The sequence below is a fragment of the Aquimarina spongiae genome (assembly GCF_900141785.1).
GTDB lineage: Bacteria > Bacteroidota > Bacteroidia > Flavobacteriales > Flavobacteriaceae > Aquimarina > Aquimarina spongiae.
On the sequence record NZ_FQYP01000009.1, the window covers coordinates 32,916 to 56,303 of the forward strand.

At 35.5% G+C, this 23,388-nt stretch carries 24 protein-coding genes; 18 read left to right on the forward strand and 6 right to left on the reverse strand.

What is annotated here, in order from left to right; genetic code table 11:
• Positions 1-12 precede the first annotated feature (12 nt).
• The 7 genes from BUE24_RS19085 to BUE24_RS19115 all read left to right on the forward strand — a co-directional run bounded on the left by BUE24_RS19085 (position 13) and on the right by BUE24_RS19115 (position 4,418).
• The gene (locus tag BUE24_RS19085; protein ID WP_073319718.1) at positions 13-300 is read left to right on the forward strand and encodes a hypothetical protein; all 288 of its coding nucleotides are present in this window, start codon (positions 13-15) and stop codon (positions 298-300) included.
• Positions 301-305: 5 nt separating this feature from the next.
• A complete protein-coding gene (locus BUE24_RS19090) occupies positions 306-698 on the forward strand; it encodes a hypothetical protein (RefSeq protein ID WP_073319723.1) in 393 nt (130 codons plus the stop codon).
• Positions 695-1,159, forward strand: a complete 465-nt coding sequence (locus BUE24_RS19095; RefSeq protein WP_073319727.1) for a hypothetical protein — start codon at positions 695-697, stop codon at positions 1,157-1,159. The genes BUE24_RS19090 and BUE24_RS19095 overlap by 4 nt, the downstream gene beginning before the upstream one ends.
• Before the next feature lie 2 nt (positions 1,160-1,161).
• Complete coding sequence (locus BUE24_RS19100) at positions 1,162-2,370, forward strand: P-loop NTPase family protein (RefSeq protein ID WP_073319730.1); 1,209 nt, start codon at positions 1,162-1,164, stop codon at positions 2,368-2,370.
• 130 nt (positions 2,371-2,500) lie between these two features.
• On the forward strand, positions 2,501-3,085 hold the full coding sequence (locus BUE24_RS19105) for a superinfection exclusion B family protein (protein WP_073319733.1): 585 nt from the start codon (positions 2,501-2,503) through the stop codon (positions 3,083-3,085).
• 257 nt (positions 3,086-3,342) lie between these two features.
• Complete coding sequence (locus tag BUE24_RS19110; protein ID WP_073319736.1) at positions 3,343-4,212, forward strand: SDH family Clp fold serine proteinase; 870 nt, start codon at positions 3,343-3,345, stop codon at positions 4,210-4,212.
• A gap of 2 nt (positions 4,213-4,214) precedes the next feature.
• On the forward strand, positions 4,215-4,418 hold the full coding sequence (locus tag BUE24_RS19115; RefSeq protein ID WP_073319739.1) for a hypothetical protein: 204 nt from the start codon (positions 4,215-4,217) through the stop codon (positions 4,416-4,418).
• A 458-nt stretch (positions 4,419-4,876) separates the two neighbouring features.
• Here the strand turns inward: BUE24_RS19115 and BUE24_RS19120 are convergent, their stop codons facing one another.
• The 4 genes from BUE24_RS19120 to BUE24_RS19135 form a co-directional block, all read right to left on the reverse strand.
• Positions 4,877-6,112, reverse strand: coding sequence for a phage integrase SAM-like domain-containing protein (locus BUE24_RS19120; protein WP_073319742.1), 1,236 nt, complete (start codon positions 6,110-6,112; stop codon positions 4,877-4,879).
• 228 nt (positions 6,113-6,340) lie between these two features.
• Positions 6,341-9,940: an ABC transporter permease/M1 family aminopeptidase gene (locus BUE24_RS19125; protein ID WP_073319746.1), complete on the reverse strand. Its 3,600-nt coding sequence runs from the start codon at positions 9,938-9,940 to the stop codon at positions 6,341-6,343.
• Positions 9,937-10,824, reverse strand: a complete 888-nt coding sequence (locus BUE24_RS19130; protein ID WP_073320276.1) for an ABC transporter ATP-binding protein — start codon at positions 10,822-10,824, stop codon at positions 9,937-9,939. The genes BUE24_RS19125 and BUE24_RS19130 overlap by 4 nt, the downstream gene beginning before the upstream one ends.
• Positions 10,825-10,971: 147 nt before the next feature.
• Positions 10,972-11,337, reverse strand: a complete 366-nt coding sequence (locus BUE24_RS19135) for an endonuclease domain-containing protein (RefSeq protein WP_073319749.1) — start codon at positions 11,335-11,337, stop codon at positions 10,972-10,974.
• A gap of 204 nt (positions 11,338-11,541) precedes the next feature.
• Between BUE24_RS19135 and hemB the strand changes: the two genes are divergently transcribed.
• From hemB to BUE24_RS19190, 11 genes are all read left to right on the forward strand, one after another.
• A complete protein-coding gene (gene hemB, locus BUE24_RS19140; protein ID WP_073319752.1) occupies positions 11,542-12,516 on the forward strand; it encodes a porphobilinogen synthase in 975 nt (324 codons plus the stop codon).
• Positions 12,517-12,537: 21 nt separating this feature from the next.
• Positions 12,538-12,924, forward strand: coding sequence for a tellurite resistance TerB family protein (locus BUE24_RS19145; RefSeq protein WP_073319757.1), 387 nt, complete (start codon positions 12,538-12,540; stop codon positions 12,922-12,924).
• A 14-nt stretch (positions 12,925-12,938) separates the two neighbouring features.
• Positions 12,939-13,331, forward strand: a complete 393-nt coding sequence (locus BUE24_RS19150) for a c-type cytochrome (protein WP_073319761.1) — start codon at positions 12,939-12,941, stop codon at positions 13,329-13,331.
• Entirely contained in the window at positions 13,331-13,855 is a 525-nt protein-coding gene (locus tag BUE24_RS19155) for a DinB family protein (RefSeq protein ID WP_073319763.1), read from the forward strand. Before BUE24_RS19150 ends, BUE24_RS19155 begins: the two co-directional genes overlap by 1 nt.
• Positions 13,856-13,915: 60 nt before the next feature.
• Positions 13,916-15,004 carry a CNNM domain-containing protein gene (locus tag BUE24_RS19160; protein ID WP_073319766.1) on the forward strand — a complete coding sequence of 363 codons (1,089 nt, stop codon included), beginning with the start codon at positions 13,916-13,918 and terminating at the stop codon, positions 15,002-15,004.
• Positions 15,004-15,480, forward strand: a complete 477-nt coding sequence (locus BUE24_RS19165; protein ID WP_073319769.1) for a methylated-DNA--[protein]-cysteine S-methyltransferase — start codon at positions 15,004-15,006, stop codon at positions 15,478-15,480. Before BUE24_RS19160 ends, BUE24_RS19165 begins: the two co-directional genes overlap by 1 nt.
• 446 nt (positions 15,481-15,926) lie before the next feature.
• Positions 15,927-17,873, forward strand: coding sequence for a tetratricopeptide repeat protein (locus BUE24_RS19170; protein ID WP_139242057.1), 1,947 nt, complete (start codon positions 15,927-15,929; stop codon positions 17,871-17,873).
• Positions 17,870-18,628, forward strand: a complete 759-nt coding sequence (locus BUE24_RS19175; RefSeq protein WP_073319775.1) for a LytR/AlgR family response regulator transcription factor — start codon at positions 17,870-17,872, stop codon at positions 18,626-18,628. The genes BUE24_RS19170 and BUE24_RS19175 overlap by 4 nt, the downstream gene beginning before the upstream one ends.
• 172 nt (positions 18,629-18,800) lie before the next feature.
• Positions 18,801-19,736, forward strand: a complete 936-nt coding sequence (locus BUE24_RS19180; RefSeq protein ID WP_073319778.1) for a M57 family metalloprotease — start codon at positions 18,801-18,803, stop codon at positions 19,734-19,736.
• A 268-nt stretch (positions 19,737-20,004) separates the two neighbouring features.
• Positions 20,005-21,165, forward strand: a complete 1,161-nt coding sequence (locus BUE24_RS19185; protein WP_073319782.1) for a serine hydrolase domain-containing protein — start codon at positions 20,005-20,007, stop codon at positions 21,163-21,165.
• On the forward strand, positions 21,155-21,868 hold the full coding sequence (locus BUE24_RS19190) for a 3'-5' exonuclease (RefSeq protein ID WP_073319785.1): 714 nt from the start codon (positions 21,155-21,157) through the stop codon (positions 21,866-21,868). Before BUE24_RS19185 ends, BUE24_RS19190 begins: the two co-directional genes overlap by 11 nt.
• A gap of 14 nt (positions 21,869-21,882) precedes the next feature.
• Here the strand turns inward: BUE24_RS19190 and BUE24_RS19195 are convergent, their stop codons facing one another.
• The gene (locus BUE24_RS19195) at positions 21,883-22,293 is read right to left on the reverse strand and encodes a hypothetical protein (protein ID WP_073319788.1); all 411 of its coding nucleotides are present in this window, start codon (positions 22,291-22,293) and stop codon (positions 21,883-21,885) included.
• 8 nt (positions 22,294-22,301) lie between these two features.
• On the reverse strand, positions 22,302-23,252 hold the full coding sequence (locus tag BUE24_RS19200) for a hypothetical protein (RefSeq protein ID WP_073319791.1): 951 nt from the start codon (positions 23,250-23,252) through the stop codon (positions 22,302-22,304).
• Positions 23,253-23,388: the final 136 nt, after the last annotated feature.

A 23,388-nucleotide genomic window follows, 5' to 3' on the forward strand; every position in this document is an offset into this window, starting at 1 on the left:
ATAAAAACAACCATGCAAAGCGATAACAACAAAAGTTTGAGAGGTTCTATTAGTAGTATCATTCAGGTGCTTATTGGAGCTGCTATCATTAGCACTATGGGATTTCAAATGAATGCCAGCAAAAATATTGCTGTGATGCAAACCGAAATGTCAATGATCAATAGTAGCCTAAAGGAACTTAAAACCTCCAAAAAGGAGTATGTGGTGTTGATGCAACAAATTACAAGAGACCAGGATAAACTTAAAATCGAGGTTTCTAACATTAAGGAAAAAATTAGAGTATTAGAACTAGCAAATTAGGAATCATGGAAATAATTAAAGGATTAGCAATCGCATTTTTATTGGTTACAATAATCAAACTGATTATATACCAATACAATAAAAGAATCGGTAAAATTACGGGCAAATTTGACTGGGTATACTTCGCAAGGGATAATTGGATGGATTATGTCATTAATTTAGGATTAGGATTAATTGTGTATTTGTATGATCATGACGCATTTAATACAATAAACTATGTACTGGAGACCTTTGAAACGAAATGGAGAATCCCTCATATAGAAAATAAAGGATTCTATTTTGTGCTGACACCTATTATAGTCGCTGCAGTTACTTTTTTTGCTTTTAGAAAGAAAGTGTCTATACCTATCCAAATGTTGGTAACGCCCCATAAACAACAAACACCGGAGCAATCATGAGAAACTTTATCATTTTAGGTATTGCAGCTCTAGCTTATGGCGCCTATCGTTTTGGAAATAACAAAATTGATTCTGTTAGGCAAACGATTCAATCATTGCAAATAAGGGTAGGCTCGATTAGTAATTTGGGATTAGCAGATGGTGGTGTACGATTTAATACAAATCTTACGGTTACCAATCCAACTAACCAGGCATTAAATTTAAATGCCCAAGAAGTTGTAACGATAAGCAAGATTCGATTTTTCACAGATACAGGGCAATTCTTGGGAGAGTCTAACCCTAATATCACCGGAATTCAAATAGGACCACTAAGTACAATTACGGTTCGCGATATACCAACCTTTGTAAGAGTATCGAACTTTGGAGCATTGCTTAACAATGCTATTGGATTGTTTCTCGATCCTAACAAATTGAAAATCAAAACAGATCTAACAGCACTAGGAAGAACATACACAATTTAAGCATGAAAAAAACGGTGATCGAGCAATACAACGGAATGCATAACAAAACCGTATCCAGGAGATACCTAGAGAAACTATTGTCCAGGGCCAAAAGAACCAAACAAAAAGAGGTGGTTTCCAAGATTGAGAAATTATTGTCTGATAACGAGGACAAATCCTTTGCAATTACTCTTACCAAAAAGTTACCTAGAAAAACCAAAAGAAGAGTAACTATCAAGTCAATCTCTAAGCCTAAAAAGAGGGTAGCGGCAAAGAAGAAAATAAAACTTAATGTTATTGGATTAGGAATTCCTAGTATTTGCGTCAAGAACTATGGTGATATGAGAAAGGAAGTTCCTAAGACAAATGTAAATTCAAGATCACTACACAATCATATACCGAAAGAACAAGTTTCAAATGATAATTGTCTACATTTTGAACTTCAGAAAAAATCGTCTCCAATTCTAAAAAAGCAACCAGTGATTAAGAGAACTGTAAAAGGAGGTACAACCATGGCTGACATAGATAATAATAATCAAATCACAGAAACGTTCACATTAGATTCAGATTTAGGGAGGTTCTTGGGGGATCTTGAGAAAAAACCAGTACATTCTATAGTCGTTACTTTGGATGCTCCAGCCGGATCTGGTAAGACCCGATTATTTTTTCAATTAATGAATGATTATGCTAATCATGGTAAATCTTGCGTATTCTTCACTTTTGAGGAACATTCCTCTAGCAAGTTATTTAAGAATAAACGTGACCAGTATATAGATCCTAAGAACTATAATAATATCACCGTAGTAGATGAAATCAAAGACTACGAAGAGTTCAAAAGAATTGTAGAGAATCACGAAGTCATTTTAACTGACAGTTTTGGGAAGCTACAACGATTAATCAAAGGATTAAAAATAGAGCTGGATGAACATGTTCGCAAAGCTTTTGATAGTAAATTGTTCTTCTTCATATTCCAAAGAACTACTGGTAAAACAATGCGAGGCGGTTCTGATAGCGAATTCGATGGTGATGTAATCCTGGAAGTTGTGAAACCTTCAGATGATTATCGAGAAAACTATGTTCGTGCTCGAAAGAACCGCTACAATGAAGAACCTAATATAAAATACAGTGTGTATCATCGATCAATTATAGATGATGAAAATGGTACTGAAAGAATACAAGAGCCTAAAGATTCCGTTGATTCTCCCACTAGCTTGATTGTTAGTTCTATTTAGCAATTGTGTTGTTAGTCAAAAACCCGGTTAATCGCCGGGTTTTATTCTGATTGTATTTTTGATTGGGATAAGGAATTAAAATTTCTATATTTAGAATATCTCGATAACGAAAGTATAACCTAATTAATTTATGAATTTTTCATTTAGTGATTTAATAGACCTCAGTAAAGTGCCAATAAAAATATTCTGGCTATTTACGATAGTTAGTGGAACTCTTCTTTTTGCACCTGAATCATTTCTTGAAGAACTTAAACTAAAAGAGTTTGAACAGAATTACGGGATGTATTTCGGCATAGTTCTTATAGTGTGTGTCTCATTCATTATTTTGTCACTCATTTATTATATGATTAAAGAAGTTAAAAGTTATTTTTTTAGAAAGAGACTTATTAAACAACTGAACGAAAAAATTAAAAATTTAGACCCATCAGAACAATCCGTTTTACGTGAATTTATAGTGCTTAATCGAACAACCGTTTCCATGCCGATGGATCATCCTGTGGTTTCAGGGCTTTTGAACAAATCTATTTTGATAAGAAAATCAAACATAGGAACCGGAATGTACTTTCCTATGGCGATTTCAAGACTAGCAGAAAAGCATCTGGAAGAAATTCACGTAGGAATTTCGGAAGGAATGAATGAGGAAAAAATTATCGAAGTCTTAAGCAATAGACCAGATTGGGCAGACGATTTTATTTATACAAGTGCAAATAAATAAGGAGATATATGAACGAAATGCAAAATACTTGATAAAGTAATACGTAAAAATTCAACAGCCAAAATATTCCGTTGATTCTCCCACTAGCTTGATTGTTAGTTGTATTTAGCAATTGAGTTGTTAGTCAAAAACCCCGTTAATCGCCAGTTTTTTTAATTCGTAGATCCTGTTGTGGAAAACCGTAATGTTTTTATTTTTTTTTTATTCAAATTGCAGTTGAGCAACTATGAAACTCTAAAAATTTAAAATTGACATCAATGAAACCATCAGTAGATAGTACGATTGTTAAAATGTTGAATCAGAGATTAGAAGAATTGGAAACTTTTTTTGAAGCTGATTTTTTAATCTATTATGGACCTTTTGTAGGGGGGGAAAACTCCTTTTTGACAGTAGTAGAAGATTTAGCTTATGACAAGGACAAAAAAGAGAAATTATGTGTTATGTTAACTACTACTGGTGGCAGTGCAATTGTCGTAGAAAGGTACGTGAATATTTTAAGAAAGCACTATGATGATATTAGCTTCATTGTACCCGATTATGCTTATAGTGCGGGTACAATATTTTGTATGAGTGGTGATAACATTTACATGGATTATTTTTCCGTTTTAGGACCTATAGATCCTCAAGTAGAAAACAAAGATAATAAGTGGGTTGCTGCACTTGGATACCTAGATAAGATAAACGAATTAATTGATAAGGCAAAGAATGACGAAATGACACAAGCGGAATTTCTTATTCTTAAAGATTTTGATCTTGCGGAATTACGAGAATATGAGCAAGCCAAAAATTTAACCATAGATTTACTTGAAAAATGGCTTGTGAAGTATAAGTTTAAGAATTGGAATACTCATAGGACAAATCCTAATTTATTGGGACAAGAAGTAACTGAGGATGAGAAGATAGCTAGAGCAAAAGATATTGCAGATAAACTAAGTAACAATAATTTATGGAAATCTCATGGGAGGCCTATTAATATTGAAGCATTAAGATATCTTGGATTAGAAATTGATGATTATAGTGAAGAAACTGAAATGAGAAATTTAATTAGATCTTACTACGAGTTACTTTCAGATTTTGTAAATAAAGGCAAGTATCCTACCTTTGTACATACAAGAAAATTTATTTAGCCATGAAAACAAGTACGACTATTGAGTTAAAAGAAACTCTTAAAAATTTGGGTGATAAGTTTGATAATGATGAAATAATTAAGCGATTCCAAGAGTCTTCGAATGAGTTCGACTTAATGATCAAAAAAGGATTAGCTAAAAGAAGAGGTAATAATATTTATTCTTCGATCGATAAAGGGACTAATGTTGTTATGTTTAATCGATAGGTTATTTCAATAAAATATTCATAAAAACCCATTAATAAATGGGTTTTTTTTGTTACTCGTATTACGAATTATAAGCAACTAAAGTCGAAAGTTTAAAAACAAGTTCTTACATTGAATCTTTTTTTTGATCTTATCATGTTCTTTTTAGTGAATGCATTAAACTTAAAAATAACGCAATGGGTTCTGAATTAATTCAAATAGAGCCCATTGGTTAAAATTGGAGATAGCTCTAAAGAAAGGTAACAACTACTGAAAAAAAAAGAAAATTTCTGTATTTATTTAGTTATCTGTAATTTCTGTAGTTTTTTCTGTATTTGTTTAACTGTTAGTTTTTCAGGTGGTTAAAGTAGGTTTTGCCTAAAAACTACAGAAATACAGAAATTGGATGAAACTTTATATTAAAATATTTTCTATTAATCTTTGAAATCAGATAATATAAAAAAACAACGCAATACGTTCTAAAACAATTGATCTAGTATTCTTTGGTGTTCTCTGTCTTGAACTTCATTAGGTATCTTTTTTTGATAGTTAAATGTTACTCCATGTTTTTTATGTCCTTGAAGCTGCATTAATACCAAGTCATTAATTAATAGCTCTCCTCCAATTGATCTGAAAAGATACCTCGAGGTTTTTGAACTCAATGCCTTTTCAAAACCTAATATTTTCGAAACCCGAATTAAGGAGGCGTTTGCGCTGTTTCTTGCATATTTGTAATTATCAGTACTTGGATAAGGTATGTAAGAGAATACTTTTTTACTATTTCTGTCGCCATATTTGTTTATAGTAGCTATGGCAAACTGATTGAGAAAGTTATCTATTTTTTCACCTCCATTAGGTTTATTTCTGTTTTTAAAACGTCTAAATACAATCCTACCATTCTTTATACTTTCCCACTTTAGATTAGCAATATCTGCATAGTCATGTCCTCCGATAGCAAATTGCAAAAGAAAGATATCTATATGTCGCTGGGTAGTTAATATACTTTTATTATTCGTGTATTTTTTAGGAGTGTACTTAAATAGTTTCTTTAATTCAATAATTGAGAAATCTGGAGTCTCTTTACTTTTTTCATTTTTAACTAAACCAAGAAAAGGATTATCTTTTTTTACATTTAATGAATCTCTACGCTGCGCTTCTTTATAGAGAGCTCTTAAGGTTCTAAGTAGGAATGAAACATTTCCTTTCCCCTTTCCATATTTTCTTTTATAAATGATAAAGCTATTTAACCATTCGTAATTAACATGATTTATCGAAATATCCTTTCCTAATAGAAAGTTCTTTATCTGTTTTTTCGTGTCCGTATAGGCTTGTGTTGATGCGCCTTGATCTTTTAATTCCTGGATTCTGATTTCAAAAAACTCAATAAGACCAATAGTGTTTTCTTTCTCTAGCTCGGCTAATCGTTTTTTAAGTAGAAAAATCTCTAAATCTTTATCACTTACAGGACTGGAATTACTTTTTACAAAATCATAGGCTTGTTGTAGATCCATACCTATATCATTACAATACTCAAGTTGCTTATTTAATTTTTCTATTCTATCCCTTACATATCCGGTTAGTTTAAGTTTTTTCTGATTTTGATATAGGTTTGTCTTGATGTATAGGTATTTTCTGCTGCTGTATAGCTTAATACGGACCAGGTATCCTTTTTTACTTTTGTAGTGTGTGTAAACCTCTAAATTTCCATTAATCATCAGTTAAGCAGTTTTTCGATAACTTTTCGATAACAAATTTAATAAAATGCGATAAAAAACGATAAAAAATGATACTATCAGCTAAATCCGTTAAGTGTGCTTAAGTGTATTAAATTCAAAGCTTATCCGTTATATCTGTTGATTTTTCTACCAAAAATCTATACAACAAAAAACACGATCAAAGCAGCGCTCTTTGATCGTGTTTTGGTTCCCTTGGGTAATATAAGATTACTCAGATACTACTTTCAAATTATCGTCAGAGTTTCTGTCGATAAGTTTGTTATAAGGGTCTATTCCTGCTTTTACAGGTTTTTCTTTGGTGGTGATGGTAAAAGTATTTTCGCCCGGCTGCAACCACTTGCGTTCCAGATAGTATGGATTCTTTAAAGGAACTTCCTGTTCGTCTACAATGTCCTCCCCAAATAATCCAATCTCGATATAATTGGATTTTTCTCCCACTTTTTTCTCTTTACCTTCATCATCATAATAGGTCTTTTTACTATCTACAGTAAACGTAGTTTCATAAGATCCATTGTCTAGTTTTTTAGTTTTAGCATCAGAAACGCGATTCTCATACAATACAATTTCTTTAAACCCATCATCTACAGCATATTTCAAAGAATCTGGAGCTACATCATAAATCGCCTGATAGAAATTTTCTGAAGTAGGATATACCCCTTTTTCAAAGTTTTTGTACTCTTCCAAGAACCCTTTTAACGCATTGTTAAGTTTAGTTTCTCCAATAAGATCTTGTAAATTATACATAATCATCGAACCTTTCTGATACCAAATGTGCTGTCCAAATTCAACATTCATAAGAGATCGCTCTGGTTTAAAACTAAAGGCTCTGCTTCTTAGATATTGATCAAGAGAATATTTTAAGAAATTTTTGATTCCATTTTCACCATATTGTTTTTTCATTGCCATTAGCGAAGTGTATTCCGCCAAGGTTTCAGAAATGATATTGGCGCCTCTGGTTTTACTTGGAGCAACCATATGCCCCCACCATTGGTGAGCTACTTCGTGGGCTGTAACTGTAAAGGCATAATTGTAATTTTCTGCCTTGTCAAAATCGGCAACAAAACCAACATCTTCGGAATATGGAATTGTAGTAACAAAGGATTGTGCAAATGATGTATGTCCGGGGAATTCAACAATACGTAATACCGAGTTAGGGTATTCGATAAAGTTTTTTGAACAATAGTCTAAGGCTACTTTAGCTCCACGAATAAAATGTTCTAGATTATGTTTATGTTTCGGTGAATGATACACTTCAATATCCACCTTTTTACCGCTAGGCGCCGTCCAACTGGATCGTTCTACATCATATTCTGCTGATACTATATTAAAAAATAGTAATGTCTTTGATTCTAGTGTATAATGATAATAAGCTCGATCATTTTCTTCCCATTCTTTTACCAATTTACCAGGTGCCAGTGCCGTTTGATCTTTGGTGGTACTTATAACGGTTTCAAAGTTGATATAATGACCATCTTCATTAAATAAACTCTTTTTTAATCCGGTAGAATCAGTTCTTGCGGCAAACAAATAATCCATTTTTTCTAAGTCGTACTTTTTACGTACACCATTATCTAAAAGACTTTGTTGGTAATGAAACCTTGGGAAAATGTCACTATTAAAAAACGTACCATTATGCAATACTTGTGTTTCCATCGCATTAGCAAACCCTTTGGTTTCTGAAGACACATTTAATGTGAGTTCTGCTGTTTCCTGTGGTTGCATGGATTGTGGTAACTTATAAAAGTACATACGATATACCGTATCAGATACCACGGGAGTCAATTCACTTCCATTATAGATCACCTTATTCAGCTTTGCATATTTACCGGGGAACTGCATTTCTAACATCAAGGTATCAATGGTTACATCAAAGTTGTTGATGATTTTAAAATCTCCTTTAGCATTAACTCTTCTTTCTTTTGGAAATACATCAATATAGGTTTTAAGATCGGTAACCTGCGGATGTGCCGCATTAATATATTTGGCATATTGCTTTTCGGCATCTGCTTGAATCTTTTCGGATTCATTACCAGTAGACATGCTGTTTAGTACATTAAGATTATAATAGCTATACCCGCCTACAGAGATAAACGCAATTACTACACCTACTAAGGCCATGATGTTTTTGGCGGTAAATCGTTGCTTGGCCAATGATAATCTTTCTTTGGCGGAAGAAAAGAATCCTCGTGTCCAAAACACCAAACCAACAAGCATTAGGATGGCCGTAAATAAAATCCAATACAGATTTAGCCAACTGGTCCCAGTTAGGTAGTGCCCAAACCCATTTAAGTCACTTAAGAAAAATGGAGTGACACCTCCATAGATAAGCATGGGGTTGGTAGATTTAAAACCTAGTGTAATCAATAATGGCAATCCTATATAAAGTACGATAACAATAAAATGCCCCAAAAACTTATTGTTGACCATCACATGAATAAAAAATGCAAGTAATATGGTTGTAATAAGACCAGGAAATACCAATCCAAAATTGTAAATCAAATACATATCCAACTCGTAAGCAAAATACCCATTAATGGTTTGGTAAATTACTCCTACTACTACATTGGCAAGTGTCAAAATAACAGCCACTCCTAATAAGGCAATAATCTTAGAAAAATATAAACTAGTATTACTAATAGGTAAGGCATCATAAAAAACAAAAGTTTTGTTTTTACGGGTACGATGTACTGCTTCTCCAGAAAATAAAACAAGGATTACAGCAGATAATAAAGAAATACCACCTGCTACTAGTAATGAAATATACCGAGTTAATGGTAAATTAGGTGTGCCATAAGTCTCGTTAGCCAAGTACACGATAAATACAGCAATCACGATCCCTATGATCAATAGGATAGCAAATACAGGATCTTTTACAATGGATAAAAATTCGATCTTGCTTAACGACCATAAATTTTGTCTTTCCGTCTTTTTGGTAAATACCTGTGTAATCGAACCAACCAATGAAGGTTGATATGCACTATTATCAGTTTTCTTAGCCTTTTTTCCAGAAAGTAAAAATTTCTTATAATCAAATCGGAAGAGTGTCACGAAAAACAAGATCAATCCTACGGTTAACCATAACATACGATTCAATAAGAATTTACCTGATATAGGAAGTTGCAAGGTGTTCAACTCATTGATTGACCAATATTTTTTGATATAGCTAAAGGCTTCACCTCCAAAAGGATCCAGATAAATACTCAACCATTGATTATCAATGTCACCCAATAAATTTTCTGATAAAGCGCTAAGGATAAACAAACAAATCCCGCCCAGGTATACGATCGGCATTTTCTTAAAAAACGCCATCAAACAAAAAAACAAGGACCCAATTAATAGGGAGTTGATTTGTAGTAAGAAGATAAAAGGTAAGAGATACGAAGTAAAATTAAATCCGTCATAAGTCCCATAATCTGGTCGGTCCAAAAAAGCACCAATACCAAACCCCAGGATGATTCCAAATAATATGGATAAATTCACAAGAGTTACAATCGTATAACTCCCCAAAAATCGACCTAATACATAAGATTTCTCTGGTATTGGAAAGGTAAAATAGGTTTGTGCCGTTTTATGATCTTGATCTCTAAAAATAGGCACTCCCATAATGGCGGCATAAAAGAAAATAGAAATCACCGATAGTCCACTAGTGATACCCGCAATACTACTTGGACTGTTAACCAACTCTGCAGTAGCAGATCGTTGCAAAATCGAAACCAAAAGCGCGATTGCCATACCTAGGGCCATATAGATCCAGGTAGCAGGTCGCTTTAAACGGTATTTAAGTTCGAACGAAAATATTTCCATCATAGGGCAACCTCCTGTTCTTGTTTTTTGTTGATACAGTAGAAATAGAAGTCCTCCAGATCATTATTTACGGTCTCAAAACCGTCACCAGGATTGGTTTCATTATAAACATTTACATAGAATTGCCCTCCTCGTAAATAATTAGACAATACTGTAAATTCATTCTCGATGGCTTCGAGTTCTGATTTTTCGATACGTTTTCTAAATACTTTTCCGTCTAATCTGCTGGACAACTCTTGTGGATTTCCTTGCTCAAGTATTTTCCCTTCGTTAAACACCGCCATATTCTGGCAAAGGTTGGTCACGTCATCTACGATATGCGTACTCAAAATCACTACAGCATCTTCTCCCAGTTCACTCAATAAGTTATGAAAACGGTTACGTTCCAAAGGATCTAATCCGGCTGTAGGCTCATCCACTATGATCAACTTTGGATTTCCGATCAGGGCCTGTGCGATACCAAAACGTTGGCGCATCCCTCCAGAGAAATCCCCGAGGTTACGACTTCTAAATTTGTATAAATTCACCTTGTTCAACAGATCTGCTACATATCCCTTGCGTTCAGTCTTGTTGGTAATGCCTTTTACTTTTGCGATATGATTCAGCATCATCTCGGCAGATACTTTGGGGTATACCCCAAAATCCTGTGGTAAATACCCCAACACTTTACGAAGTTCTTCAGGATTTTTGAAAACATCAATACCATCAAATTCGATACTTCCTGTGTCTGCCAATTGCAAGGTAGCAATGGTTCTCATCAGGGTAGATTTTCCGGCTCCGTTGGGTCCTAGCAAACCAAACATTCCTTTATCAAGTGTAAGCGTTACATCATTTAATGCTTGGGTACCATTGGGATAGGTTTTATTCAGATTTTTTATGTTGAGCATGTGATTAAAATTTATTCTTTGTGGATTAGTATAAAGTATTGGGGTTTTGTTACAGATTGGGGATTTAAAAATACATTGGGGTTTGTTAAAAGCTACTTCCCCTAGCGAGGGGAAGGTGGCCTGCATTCTGCAGGGCGGAAGGGGTGCTTACTCTTGCTTAAAATGATCTTTTATTTCTTTAAGAACCGAGGGCAGGTGGTCAAAAACCATATAATTTTCAAATCGAAGTACAGTAAAACCCAAAGATTCAAGTTTTTTACTTCTAATTTGGTCATTCTCTTGTGCATTTAAACTCATATGTACTTCACCGTCTAGTTCGATGATCAGTTTTTCTTTGGCACAGTAGAAATCAACAATGTAATTTTCAATACTATGTTGTCTTCTAAATTTTCTCCCCTCTAACTTTTTTTGTTGTAAATGACTCCATAAAAATGCCTCTGCCGAAGTGAGGTTTTTGCGCAAGTTTTTTCTATTGGCTTTTAGTTCAGGCTTGTTATGTATTTTTCTTTTCATGTTTGAGTGGTGTTACCCTTTCCGTCTACCTTAGGTAGACACCTTTCCCTTCAAGGGAAAGGAACTGTTTTTAGAAACTAAACGAGTAACAATATATAACTTATCATATGATGTAAGAACTTCTATGACTTAATCATATATTAAAATTATATTCCATACCAAGATATATGAGTATCTTTACGGCGTTAAATTTGATAACATATAATGCAACAACTTCGCAGAAACAGAAGACTAAGAACCAATGATGCCATTCGTTCGTTGGTTAGAGAACATACAATTACTCCTCATGATTTTTTGGTTCCCCTTTTTGTAGTAGAAGGAAAAGGTGTGAAAGAAGAAATAGCTTCGATGCCGGGATATTACCGATATAGTTTGGATCTCTTGGTAGACGAGGTAAAAGGACTTTGGGCTATGGGACTGAAATCGGTACTATTGTTTGTAAAGGTGCCCGATGCACTCAAAGACAATAAAGGAACCGAAGCTGTAAACCCTGATGGTCTAATGCAACGTGCAATCAAAACCGTAAAAGAGGCTACTCCAGAGATGTTGGTGATGACCGATGTAGCCTTGGATCCCTATTCTTCATATGGGCATGACGGTATTGTAGAAGATGGGTATATCGTTAATGATGAGACCTGCAAGGTACTAGCCGATATGGCCTTGTCACATGCACAGGCAGGAGCAGACTTTGTAGCACCTAGTGATATGATGGACGGTCGTATTTTGGCAATTCGGGAGTTGTTGGAGCAGGAGAATTTTAAAAATACCGGAATCATGAGTTATAGTGCCAAGTATGCTTCGGCATTTTACGGTCCGTTTAGAGATGCCTTGGATTCTGCACCTGGATTTGGAGATAAGAAAACCTATCAAATGGATTTTGCCAATCGGGACGAAGCGATCAAAGAGACCCTGATGGATATCGAAGAGGGAGCAGATATCGTGATGGTAAAACCAGGATTGGCCTATTTGGATCTGGTCCGAGATGTACGAGATGTTGTAGACGTACCTGTGGCAGTATATCAGGTAAGCGGTGAATATGCCATGTTAAAAGCTGCGGCCGAAAAGGGATGGTTGGATCACGATGCTGTAATGCTCGAGCAGATCATGGCGTTTAAAAGAGCAGGAGCGCATATCATTGCCAGCTACTTTGCCAAAGATGTGGTAAAGCTGCTGGGTTAGTATAACCTAAAATTAGTAGTTATGGTAAGCAGAGAACGTTTGTATCAAACTTTTGGTGAGTTATTGTATGTCATTGCGATGAGTGATGGGGTGATTCAGAAAGAAGAAGTAGAAACCCTTGAAGATATCCTAAAAGGGCATCCCAAAGGAAAAGATATCAAATGGTCTTTTGATTACGAAAGTGAACAACAAAGTGATATCGATACCTTGTACAAAAAGGTGATCGAAGTGTTTTCAGACAATGGACCAGATCAAGAATACGACTTTATGATTTATGCCTTAACCAAAATTGCTGAAGCCAGTCAAGGGGTAACTCATCAGGAAGAAAAGGTCATCAATAATTTTTCAAAAGATCTGCTGGAAAGATTTATTAAGGATATCGAAAACATCAAAGAAAAATATAGATAAACACACACAAATTCATGCAAAAAATTGCGCTACTACTTGCCACATTACTGCTGTTGGCAAGCTGTCAATCTGAAAAAAAAGAAAAAGAAAACACCATTGTAATCGGAAAAAAACCTGTCAAAGAAACTCCTTTTGATACCGGCAAAGCCATTTTTAATGGGAAAGGAAAATGCTATACCTGTCATAAGATTGATAAAAAATCTATTGGCCCTGGGGTAGTAGAAATCATGAAGATATACGAAGAACAAGATGGGGATTTGATCGCCTTTTTGAAACAAGAGGCAGGGCCTATTGTGGATCCGGAAACCTATACAGTGATGAAAACCAATTTTGCGATTATCAAAAACTTCTCTGACCAGGAGTTAGAAGCTTTGAAGGTGTATATGCAAGAAATAAGTAAGAAGTAATGATCAAACAGTTTACATTTTTGGGGATGTTTCTCCTAATATCAAGTGCTGCTATGGCTCAACAATTTTCACCCAAAACTGCTTTTTTAGAAAAGTGGGAAAACTCCAAGAACTACCTTTTAGAAATTGCAGAATCCATGCCCGAAGAACAATATGGATTTCAACCTACAGAGCGGGAGATGGATTTTAAAAGTCAGTTGCTACACATTCGTGGTAATATGCTATGGTTAGGAACCACACATTTTTCTGAAGAGAAATTTGATCGCAAAGCACTTCAGGAGAATATACCGCAAACCAAAGCAGCAACCATCAAAGTATTAAGCGAAGCTTTTGACTATGTTTTAGAACGTATCAAAGCTACAGACGAAGATGATTTTACGCGAGAAGTCGATTTTTTTGCAGGAAGAAAATCGAAATTACAAATTCTGAATCTGCTTCAGGATCATGTAACTCATCATAGAGGACAATTAATTGTTTATCTTAATCTGAACCAGATAGAACCGCCTAGATACGTAGGCTGGTAATCTTTTATTCGCGATAAATACCTAAAATCCGTACTTTAGCTACATAACTATACAACAACCATGACCTTATTACTTATTTACGCCGTATTATCTATTTTCTTTTCGTTTTTATGTTCGATACTAGAAGCGGTACTACTAAGTGTAACACCAACCTTCATTAATGTAAAAAAGAAAGAGGGGAAGCCATATGCTACTACTTTAGAAAACCTGAAGAAAGATGTAGATCAACCGCTTATTGCAATTCTTACTTTAAATACAATTGCGCATACGGTTGGTGCTATTTTGGTAGGGGTGCAGGCAGAGCAGTTACCATATAAATTTGAAATATGGGGTATAAATGTGGTAGGTATTGTATCTGCGATCATGACCATATTGATTTTGGTAGTTTCTGAAATTATACCAAAAACGATTGGAGCAACCTTTTGGAAACAACTAGCCAACTTTACTTCAAAGGCTTTGTTGATATTGATAGCTCCGCTGAAGTATACAGGGATTTTATGGCTATTACAGTTAACCACCAAGGTAATTGGGGGTAAAGGACATCATGGATCAGTGCTGAGCAGAGAAGATTTTTCTGCTATGGCTGATATTGCAGAAGAAGAAGGTGTTTTTGAAGAGTCAGAATCCAAAGTGATCCGAAACTTGCTTAATTTTAAATCTATTCCAGCCAAAAGCATCATGACGCCCCGTACGGTTATGAAAACAGCGTCAGAGGACACCAATATTCGAGAGTTTTTTGAAGCGAATAAAAACTTACGTTTCTCCAGAGTACCCATTTTTAAAGCTAATGCAGATAATATTACCGGATATGTACTTAAGGATGATGTATTCAAATCTGTAGCCGAAGGTAAAGATCATCAAACACTTGCAGACCTTAATCGCAAGATTTTTGTAGTGGATCGTAATATCCCTGTTCCTACCTTGTTTGAAAAGTTGGTTGAAGAAAAGGAACACTTAGCCTTGGTAGTTGATGAATATGGTTCGGTGAGTGGTCTGGTAAGTATGGAAGACGTGATAGAAACGCTTCTTGGTCTTGAAATTATGGACGAGAGCGATACCGATGCCAATATGCAAGAGCTTGCTCGCAAGAATTGGGAAATGCGTGCCAGAAGACTTGGTATTTTAGAAGACAAACCCGAGGATCAATAATGGATATCGCGTATATAGAAACCCCATTAGGAGTGGCTTCTATATCAGGAGATGAAGATGGTATTGCCAGCATTTCAGTAACTCAAGAAAATCAAGATTTACTTAGTGAAGAGGTTCCTTTGCACTTAAAGGACGCCGTACAGCAACTCCAGGAATATTTTGAGGGGAAACGTACTACCTTTGATCTCAACTTAAATCCATCCGGTACCGAATTTCAAAAAAGAGTTTGGAAAGAATTACTTAGAATTCCCTTTGGGAAAACAGTGTCTTATCTCGATATCGCCAAAAAGTTGGGAGATCCAAAAACCATACGAGCGGCAGCAAGTGCCAATGGCAAAAACCCTTTGTGGATTGTGGTACCCTGTCATAGAGTGATTGGTAGTGATGGTTCTCTTACGGGATATGCCGGGGGCTTATGGCGCAAAAAGTGGTTGCTAGAACATGAGAGTCCGGTAAAACAACAATCTCTATTTTGATCCCATTATCCTTCTAGATTCATTTTATACATAGTTTTGTGCATTTTATACAGTGATTTATGCTTTTAATGTAATGAAATGATGCAATTCCTGAGATTAGCGGTACTTTAGTTTTCATAATCCCCTTTAGTGAAGATCTAAAATTTGCTTGTTTTTGAATTATAAAAATGGGTTAAAGAATTAGTAAGAATTAGACTCTCACAAATCATTTCAATATATGTGGCTGGTTATTGCTTTTTTGCAGTAGCCAGTTTTTTTGTGTCTTTCCAAAAAAAATGAAAAAAAAAGTAGGGTAAAACCGATTCAGTGTGTTTTAGGTATGGCCAACGTCTATTTTTGGATGAAAACAACTTTGTTTTAATCTGAAAATGAGTTAATTAACATAAATTGATCTTTTGATTACAGGGAGTGCACTTGGTGATAATAAACGAGGTGTTCTAATTGCTATGAAAAAAATTCGCATCATAGTGGTTAGTTGCATGCTATTGGTATGCAATCTTGTGATAAGTCAAAATATTATTGATCGAGAATTAAAGAAATCGATTACCCTTCAAAATGATTCCATAAAACTCTTAATCAGAAGAGGGGATAGTTTACAAAGGACCAAAGAGGTTGCTCTTGCCGAGACAAGTTATAAGAAAGCCTTTCGATTAGCTAGAAAAATAGGAGATAAAAAACTCATTATCTCTTCTGGATTAAGGTTAGAACGATTCTTATCTGCTATTGAAGGAAAACACAATCAGTCCAAAGACATCATTGATTTTGTTAAAGATTTTTGTATCAAAATAGATGATCAGGATTGTGTGACGATTACTACGATTCGCTATGGAGAGTTGCACAACAGGCAATCGCAATTTATGAAGGCCCTCCAGTACTTTAATGAGGCCCTGCAGCAAGCAGAAAAAGCAGAAAATCCAACGAACCAATGGGAAGCACTTACCGCCAGAGGGTTATTCTTTATGGATATCGGGGATCTGGATCAAAGTAAAATTGATTTTAAAAAAGCTATTGCTCATCTCGATGAAGATGCGGCTTATAGAAGAAGCCTTTCCAATATTAATATTTCGGCATCGTTTTGGGATAACCAACCGGATTCTACTATTTACTATTCTCAACGTGCATTGAAGACCTGTATGAGTGACAATACGTCGAGAACGTGTAATCTCGCTTATAACAATATGGCATGGTCCTATTTTAAGAAAGGTATGCCAGAAGAGGCCTTAAAAATAATCAACGAAAATATCGACTTTGACCATGTCGAATACAATGATCGAGATAGTTTGTATCCAGCGTTAATGCACACCCTTGGTTCTATTTATCACGAATTGGGTGATTACATAAAGGCGATCAACTATTTCAAAATAGCCGAGGAGTTTTTTATTAAAAAGAATGATATCGCCAATACGATAATCACCAAAGAAGATCTGTCTAAATCTTATGAACAAACAGGTGAGTTGTCTAAAAGTTTACAGCTTTTACGAGAGGTAAAACCCTTAATGGCTATGTTGGATAACATAAGAATCAGTAAAGAGATTGCCAAAGTAGAGAGCAGGAAGTTACTAAAGCTAAGAGAGGCTCAAATTTCGGATTTGGAACAGGAAAATCTGGAAATAGGGAAAGCAATGAGCAAAAGTAGACTGTTTAGCTACTTTTTGGGGTTGTTTTTGCTAGTGTCTTTATTCTTTCTGTTATATAGAGGTCATACCAATAAGGTACGTTTTCACCAACTTAACGAAGAGCTGAGTTTAAGCCGATTAAAATCGTTACGTTCGATGATGAATCCTCATTTTCTGTTCAATTCTTTTAGTACGCTTCAGAATTTTATTTTGAAAAAGGACAACTTAAAAGCGAACGAGTATATGACAGAGCTTTCTGGACTGATCAGAAATGTACTGTCTAGTTCAGACAGTATTTATATTACATTCAATGAAGAACTACAGATTTTAAAATCTTATGTCAATATCGAGCAAGAACGCTTTAGTGAAAGTTTTAACGTAGTGTACGATATTGATGAAACTTTGATATACACCAATCCGGTAATTCCTTCAATGGTCATACAACCTTATATCGAAAATGCAGTGATTCATGGATTTTCGCACGCCGATCAAAAGGGGAAATTAGTGGTGTCTTTCAAAAAGGAAGACAATGCGGTGATATGTAAAGTACGAGATAACGGCATAGGAAGGGACGAAGCCGAAAGATTACAAAAAGAAGGGAACGATACTATACATTTGTCAATTGCAACCAGGAATACAAACGAGCGATTACGAATATTAAGTCGAATTGGTAATGATAAGGCCAAGGTAGTAATCAATGATCTTTTTGATGATGCCGGCAAAGCTAAAGGTACCGAGGTCATCATCACATTACCCATAATAAAACAAAGGAAATGATAGAAACTGTGAAATGCATCATAATAGATGATGAGCAAAAGGACAGAGAGAATATTAGAATGCTCCTGGATTCGTATTGTCCACAAGTTGAGATCATAGGAGAGGCCAATGATAGATCTTCTGTTTTAAGTGTACTTACCGAAATGAAACCTGATTTGGTGTTTATGGATATTCAATTGGGAGCGATATCGGTTTTTGATGTGCTTAATGAATTGAGTGGTTTCGATTTTAAGATCGTTTTTGTAACCGCATTTGATAAGTATGCGATCCAAGGATATCAGTATGACGCTATCGACTATTTGCTAAAACCGGTAGATCCAAAACGATTGATTCAGGTGGTAGATAAAACCTCTAGATTAAAGGATCAGTTCAAATCCAAAGAAAGTATTGTCAACGATTTTAAAGAGTTGTACTCCAAAATAACTGAAACACCTAAAATTTCGATTACCGATGCAAAAGGAGTGCATGTAGTAAAAGCGATCGATGTTTTGTACTGTGTTAGCGATGGAAATTACACCACCTTTGTCATGACAGACGAAACCGAAATTGTGATTTCAAAAAACCTGAAGCATTTCGAAACCAAACTACAGAACTATAATTTCTTGCGGATTCATAAATCGTATTTGGTGAATTTGGATCATATCGATTTTTTAATCAAAGAACAAGGAGGTTCCGTAATCATGAAGAACGGAAAATCATTGCCCATTTCCAGAAAAAGCAAAAAGGACCTATACGATAAAATGAATGTCTTGTAAAAACAGGCATTTTACAGCTAGTTGATTTTGAATGAGGGTGTTTGGGTTACGCTTTATTGTATGAAGAACAGTCATTTATACAGTAAAAAGCACCGTTAAAACATCAAAGAGAGATATACTGACTCAAGTATTTACCTTTAAACTCTCTATAAACTCACAAAATTAATTTACTATGAAATTGAATTATTTGAAAGTCAGTGCGCTAGTGTTAACTACACTAATGGTATTGGCTACTTCTTGTTCCAAAGATGATGTGGACAATGAAGCTGCACAGGAGGTGAGCTCACTTCCAAGGGATGTTTTAAACAAGGTAAGAGAACTAGATCTCAACCCAGAAGCTTTTGAGGTAAAGCATGCCGTATATCCTGATGGTACCAAAATACCGGTTGTATTAACAGACGATATCGCTATGGAAAAAAGTAGATTTTTGAAAATACCAAGCGATAATAATGGTCTTGCAAAACAGTATCAAACAGAGTTTTTGATTGACACAGATGTTCATGAAGAGGTAAATATCATAGTGTATACCGGTCCGACTATTTTTGATGGTGATACTCCAATTGTTACTGGATTATCTGAAGCTGCACAGCAAGGTGTAAGGGATGCAGTAGAGAACTGGAATTCGGTTTGGGGGTCACGTTTAGTTCTCAGAGCAGAGTTTACAACAGCTACAACTTTTGATCCTGATTTCTTTGAAACATTTATCGTGGTGAATTCATCCTTAGAAGGATTTGGAGGTTTTGCCGATTTTCCAGACGAAAATGGGAACCCAGGGAACTTTGTGCAAATTAGTCCAAACTCTAGCACTTTTGCAGATCGTGTCCCTGATGCTATCGAGCATTTGATCACTCACGAGTTGGGGCATGCTATCGGTTTTCGACATACTGATTGGAATAGCAGACAAAGTTGTGTAGATCTTGGCCTGGAGCCGGAACCATCTGTAGAAGAAAACCCTCCTGCAAGAATTTTTGGAACTTTACCTAGTATTCCTGGAATTATCGAACAGGAAGACTCTATTATGAATGCATGTTTTAACGCAGATACCACCACTGGAGAACTTAATTTTTTTGACGAGAATGGATTAAGATCGCTGTATCGTGGTTTTTAAATACGTTAGTATTTGTTTAGGTGTAAAAAGGTGTCTCTTGTAGGCACCTTTTTTTATGAGTTTCATTTTTTGAAACTCCTTTGGGTTACTATTGCATGAGTATTGGTAGAATAAAGTTGTTCTTTTATAAAATTTGTGTTGACCCCCTTTTCCAAATCTATTCTTCCTACTTATGCATATGTGGCATACGATGACATTTATTTTCTTACATTAGTAGAGCTAATGTTGAGCAACTAAATAACATTGTTTTTACCAATTCGATATTACTATGAAAATCATTAAGAAATTTCTCAAAGGTCTTTTGTTTTTAATCTTGCTATGTGTAGTCTTACTATACATTTTTGATTATGATTACATCCTAAAAGGAGTTAGGGTAGTTTATATGACGGGTCATACTACAGCATATCTTGATGATTATGAATATTTCGATAATCGAACTATTGAAAAAGGAAATGGAACTACTCCCTGGGCAATTCATGATGATTATAACAAAGCAAAAAGCACAGAACGTTTGGATAAAACCAATGCCGAGTTAGGAACTGTGGCATATATGATTATCAAGAATGATAGTATTTGGTATGAAAATTATGCTGAAGGATTTGGCAAAGACTCTAAAACCAATTCGTTCTCTATGGCCAAAAGTATTGTAACCGCATTATTGGGTAAAGCCATTATGGATGGATACATAAAAAACCTCGATCAACCTGTGGGAGATTTTTTACCAAAGTTTTCTGAAGGACTGGCGGCAAAAACAACGGTCGGAGATTTATCATCCATGTCTTCGGGATTGAACTGGACAGAGCACTATACCAGCCCGTTTTCGATCACAGCAAGGGCATATTATGATCCGGATATAAGAGAGGTGATGCTTGGCCTGGATGTGGTGGATGAACCTGGGCAAGAGTTTCGATATTTAAGTGGAAATACGCAATTGTTAGGGATGGTTATCGAAAAAGCGACAGGAAAAAGTTTATCGACGTACCTGAGTGAGAGTTTTTGGAAACCTATGGGTATGGCCAACGAAGCAATCTGGCAATTAGATAGTGAAGATAGTGGTATGGAAAAAGCCTATTGCTGTATAGCGAGTAATGCAAGGGATTTTGCTCGTTTTGGAATGATGTTTAAAAATAAAGGAGTGTACGCCAACAAACAATTACTTCCAGAAAGCTTTACCGAATTAGCCACAAAACCAAGATTTCCTAATGACGATATGTATGGATATGGTTTTTGGATCTCAGATCATATGGATAAGCATATTTTTGCTATGAGAGGGATACTTGGGCAGTATGTTATCTGTATTCCTGAAGATAATATTATGATTGTGAGATTAGGACATCAGAGAGGGACTTTTATGCCAGGAGAGTCTTTTACCCATGATTTCTTTGTCTATATTGAAGAAGCTTATAAAATGTTAGAGAATGCTTCATAAACTGAATCTGGAACATATTCTATTTCTAGATATTGAAACCGTTCCTGAACATCAAAGTTTTGAGGAATTGGATGAAGAGATGAAAGGATTATGGGCTGATAAAACTAAGTACCAGCGTAAAGAAGAATATTCTCCCGAAGAATTCTACGAACGTGCAGGCATTTGGGCAGAGTTTGGTAAAATCATTTGCATATCTGTAGGGTATTTTCGATTTCAGGGAGAACAACGAATGTTTAGAACAACCTCATTTCATGGTGAAGAGAAACAGCTTTTAATCGACTTCAAGAATTTACTAGAGACCCATTACAATAGTTCTCGACATTTGTTGTGCGCACATAATGGCAAAGAGTTTGATTTTCCCTATATCGCACGAAGAATGATAGTGCATCAAATTGCATTACCGTATAAGCTAAATTTATTCGGAAAAAAACCCTGGGAGGTACCACATCTGGACACTTTGGATCTATGGAAATTTGGAGATTACAAGCACTACACTTCGCTCAAATTACTTACACACATCCTGGGAATTCCTTCTCCAAAAGATGATATCGATGGAAGTCAAGTGAGAAATGTATATTACGAAGAAGATGATATCGATCGCATCATCGATTACTGTGAAAAAGACACAGTAGCTGTGGCTCAAATATTACTTCGTTTACGACAAGAAGAGCTTTTGCATGATAATGAAGTGATTTCCGTATAAAATAGCCGTAGAATTTAATTCATTCTGTTTTTTCGATCCTGATCGGTAGGAAAATACAAATTAGAACTGCTGTAGGTTGTACCAAAAGTTTTTACAGCAGAATATACCTGTTGTATCGCATCTTCTACCTGACTTACAGACAATTCTTGTAAGGGGTGAATAAAAGCGGCCCAAATTACATCGCCAGAAATCGCATATTTGATATCCAGTGCAGAATGAAAATTAGCTTCTAGACATTGATGATACTCTTCTTTGGTCATCCCAGCATGTTCTTTGATAGGGGAGATGATGCGCATGCGATTATGAAGTGCATCAGACAAACAAACAAATTGAACATCCTTAATTACAAAATGCCAGTTTCCTAAAGAACCTTCAATTTTATCTGCAAATAACTTGAGAATTTTGTCTAATTTTTGGTTGTCCATAAGCTACACTATTGTTTCATCTTCAAGGTAGCAATTAATGCTTCAAAATCCTCGATCACAGCGCTTGATTTTTCCTTTAAAAACCCTTCAAATACCACAGCATTGTTTCCATGTGTCACCGTTTGAACCAATAACTTACTTGGGTTTCCATTCATAACACCTTCAATTTTAATTTGATAGGCAGAGTAATTGTTTAGCGTATCGTCTGAAGTGCTTATGATTTTGGCATCACTCAACCCATTGCTTTTTAGTGATCCTACCATTTGTTCAGAAATACTTTTGGCGGTCATGGACGAATCTGTAGGCACCGGAAGCACCAACATAATAGAATCCCGATTGGTATCTGGGTTGTCGATTCCATTTACAGAATAGATAAACATATTGGCGGCCGATTTGGCAAACTTAAACTTGGTATTCGAATCATCAAGTTCAAAAGCAGCTGCAGCAAAAGGGTCTATAGGTAAATCTTTTTGATAGGTAGCAGATAGCAGTGATTTTTTAATCTGTTCTTCGGTACGGTCATCTTTTTGCGTATATAAGGCCATGATCATCACCGAAAATGATTCATCTCCAAAAACCAGACTGTATGCTTTTTTGTCTGGATCTGCTTGCATATGAATATATTTGGCCGGGAATCCATTAATTGTCATTTCCTGATAATCAAAAACGGTAGCTCCGCTTTGTTGAAAACGCTCTTTAGAAAATTTACCAGCATTTGAATAGAAATTACCGCCTACCAGATCATATACCTGAATCAAGGCATTTTGCCCTTTTTCTAGTCCCGTAAATGCCGTAGCAACTGAAAAATCTTCTGGAGGGATCATAAAAAGTTTTGTGCCAGGTATATTAACGTGTTTTGCTGTTTTTTGATTAGAAATAATTAGGTTATCCTTTGATGAAGTCTGACCAGTTGTTGGGAGCACAGTAAACAAAAGGATGGCAATTAAGAGATATTTCATAAATTTTTTTTAGGGCGCTATCTTATCAAAAATAACGTTTTATTTCGTTATCAAACAGTGCTTTAACGAATTAAGATAAATAACCCCCTCCAGCAGGAGGGGGAATTCGGTAATTATATGTCCGTTGTGTCCCCCC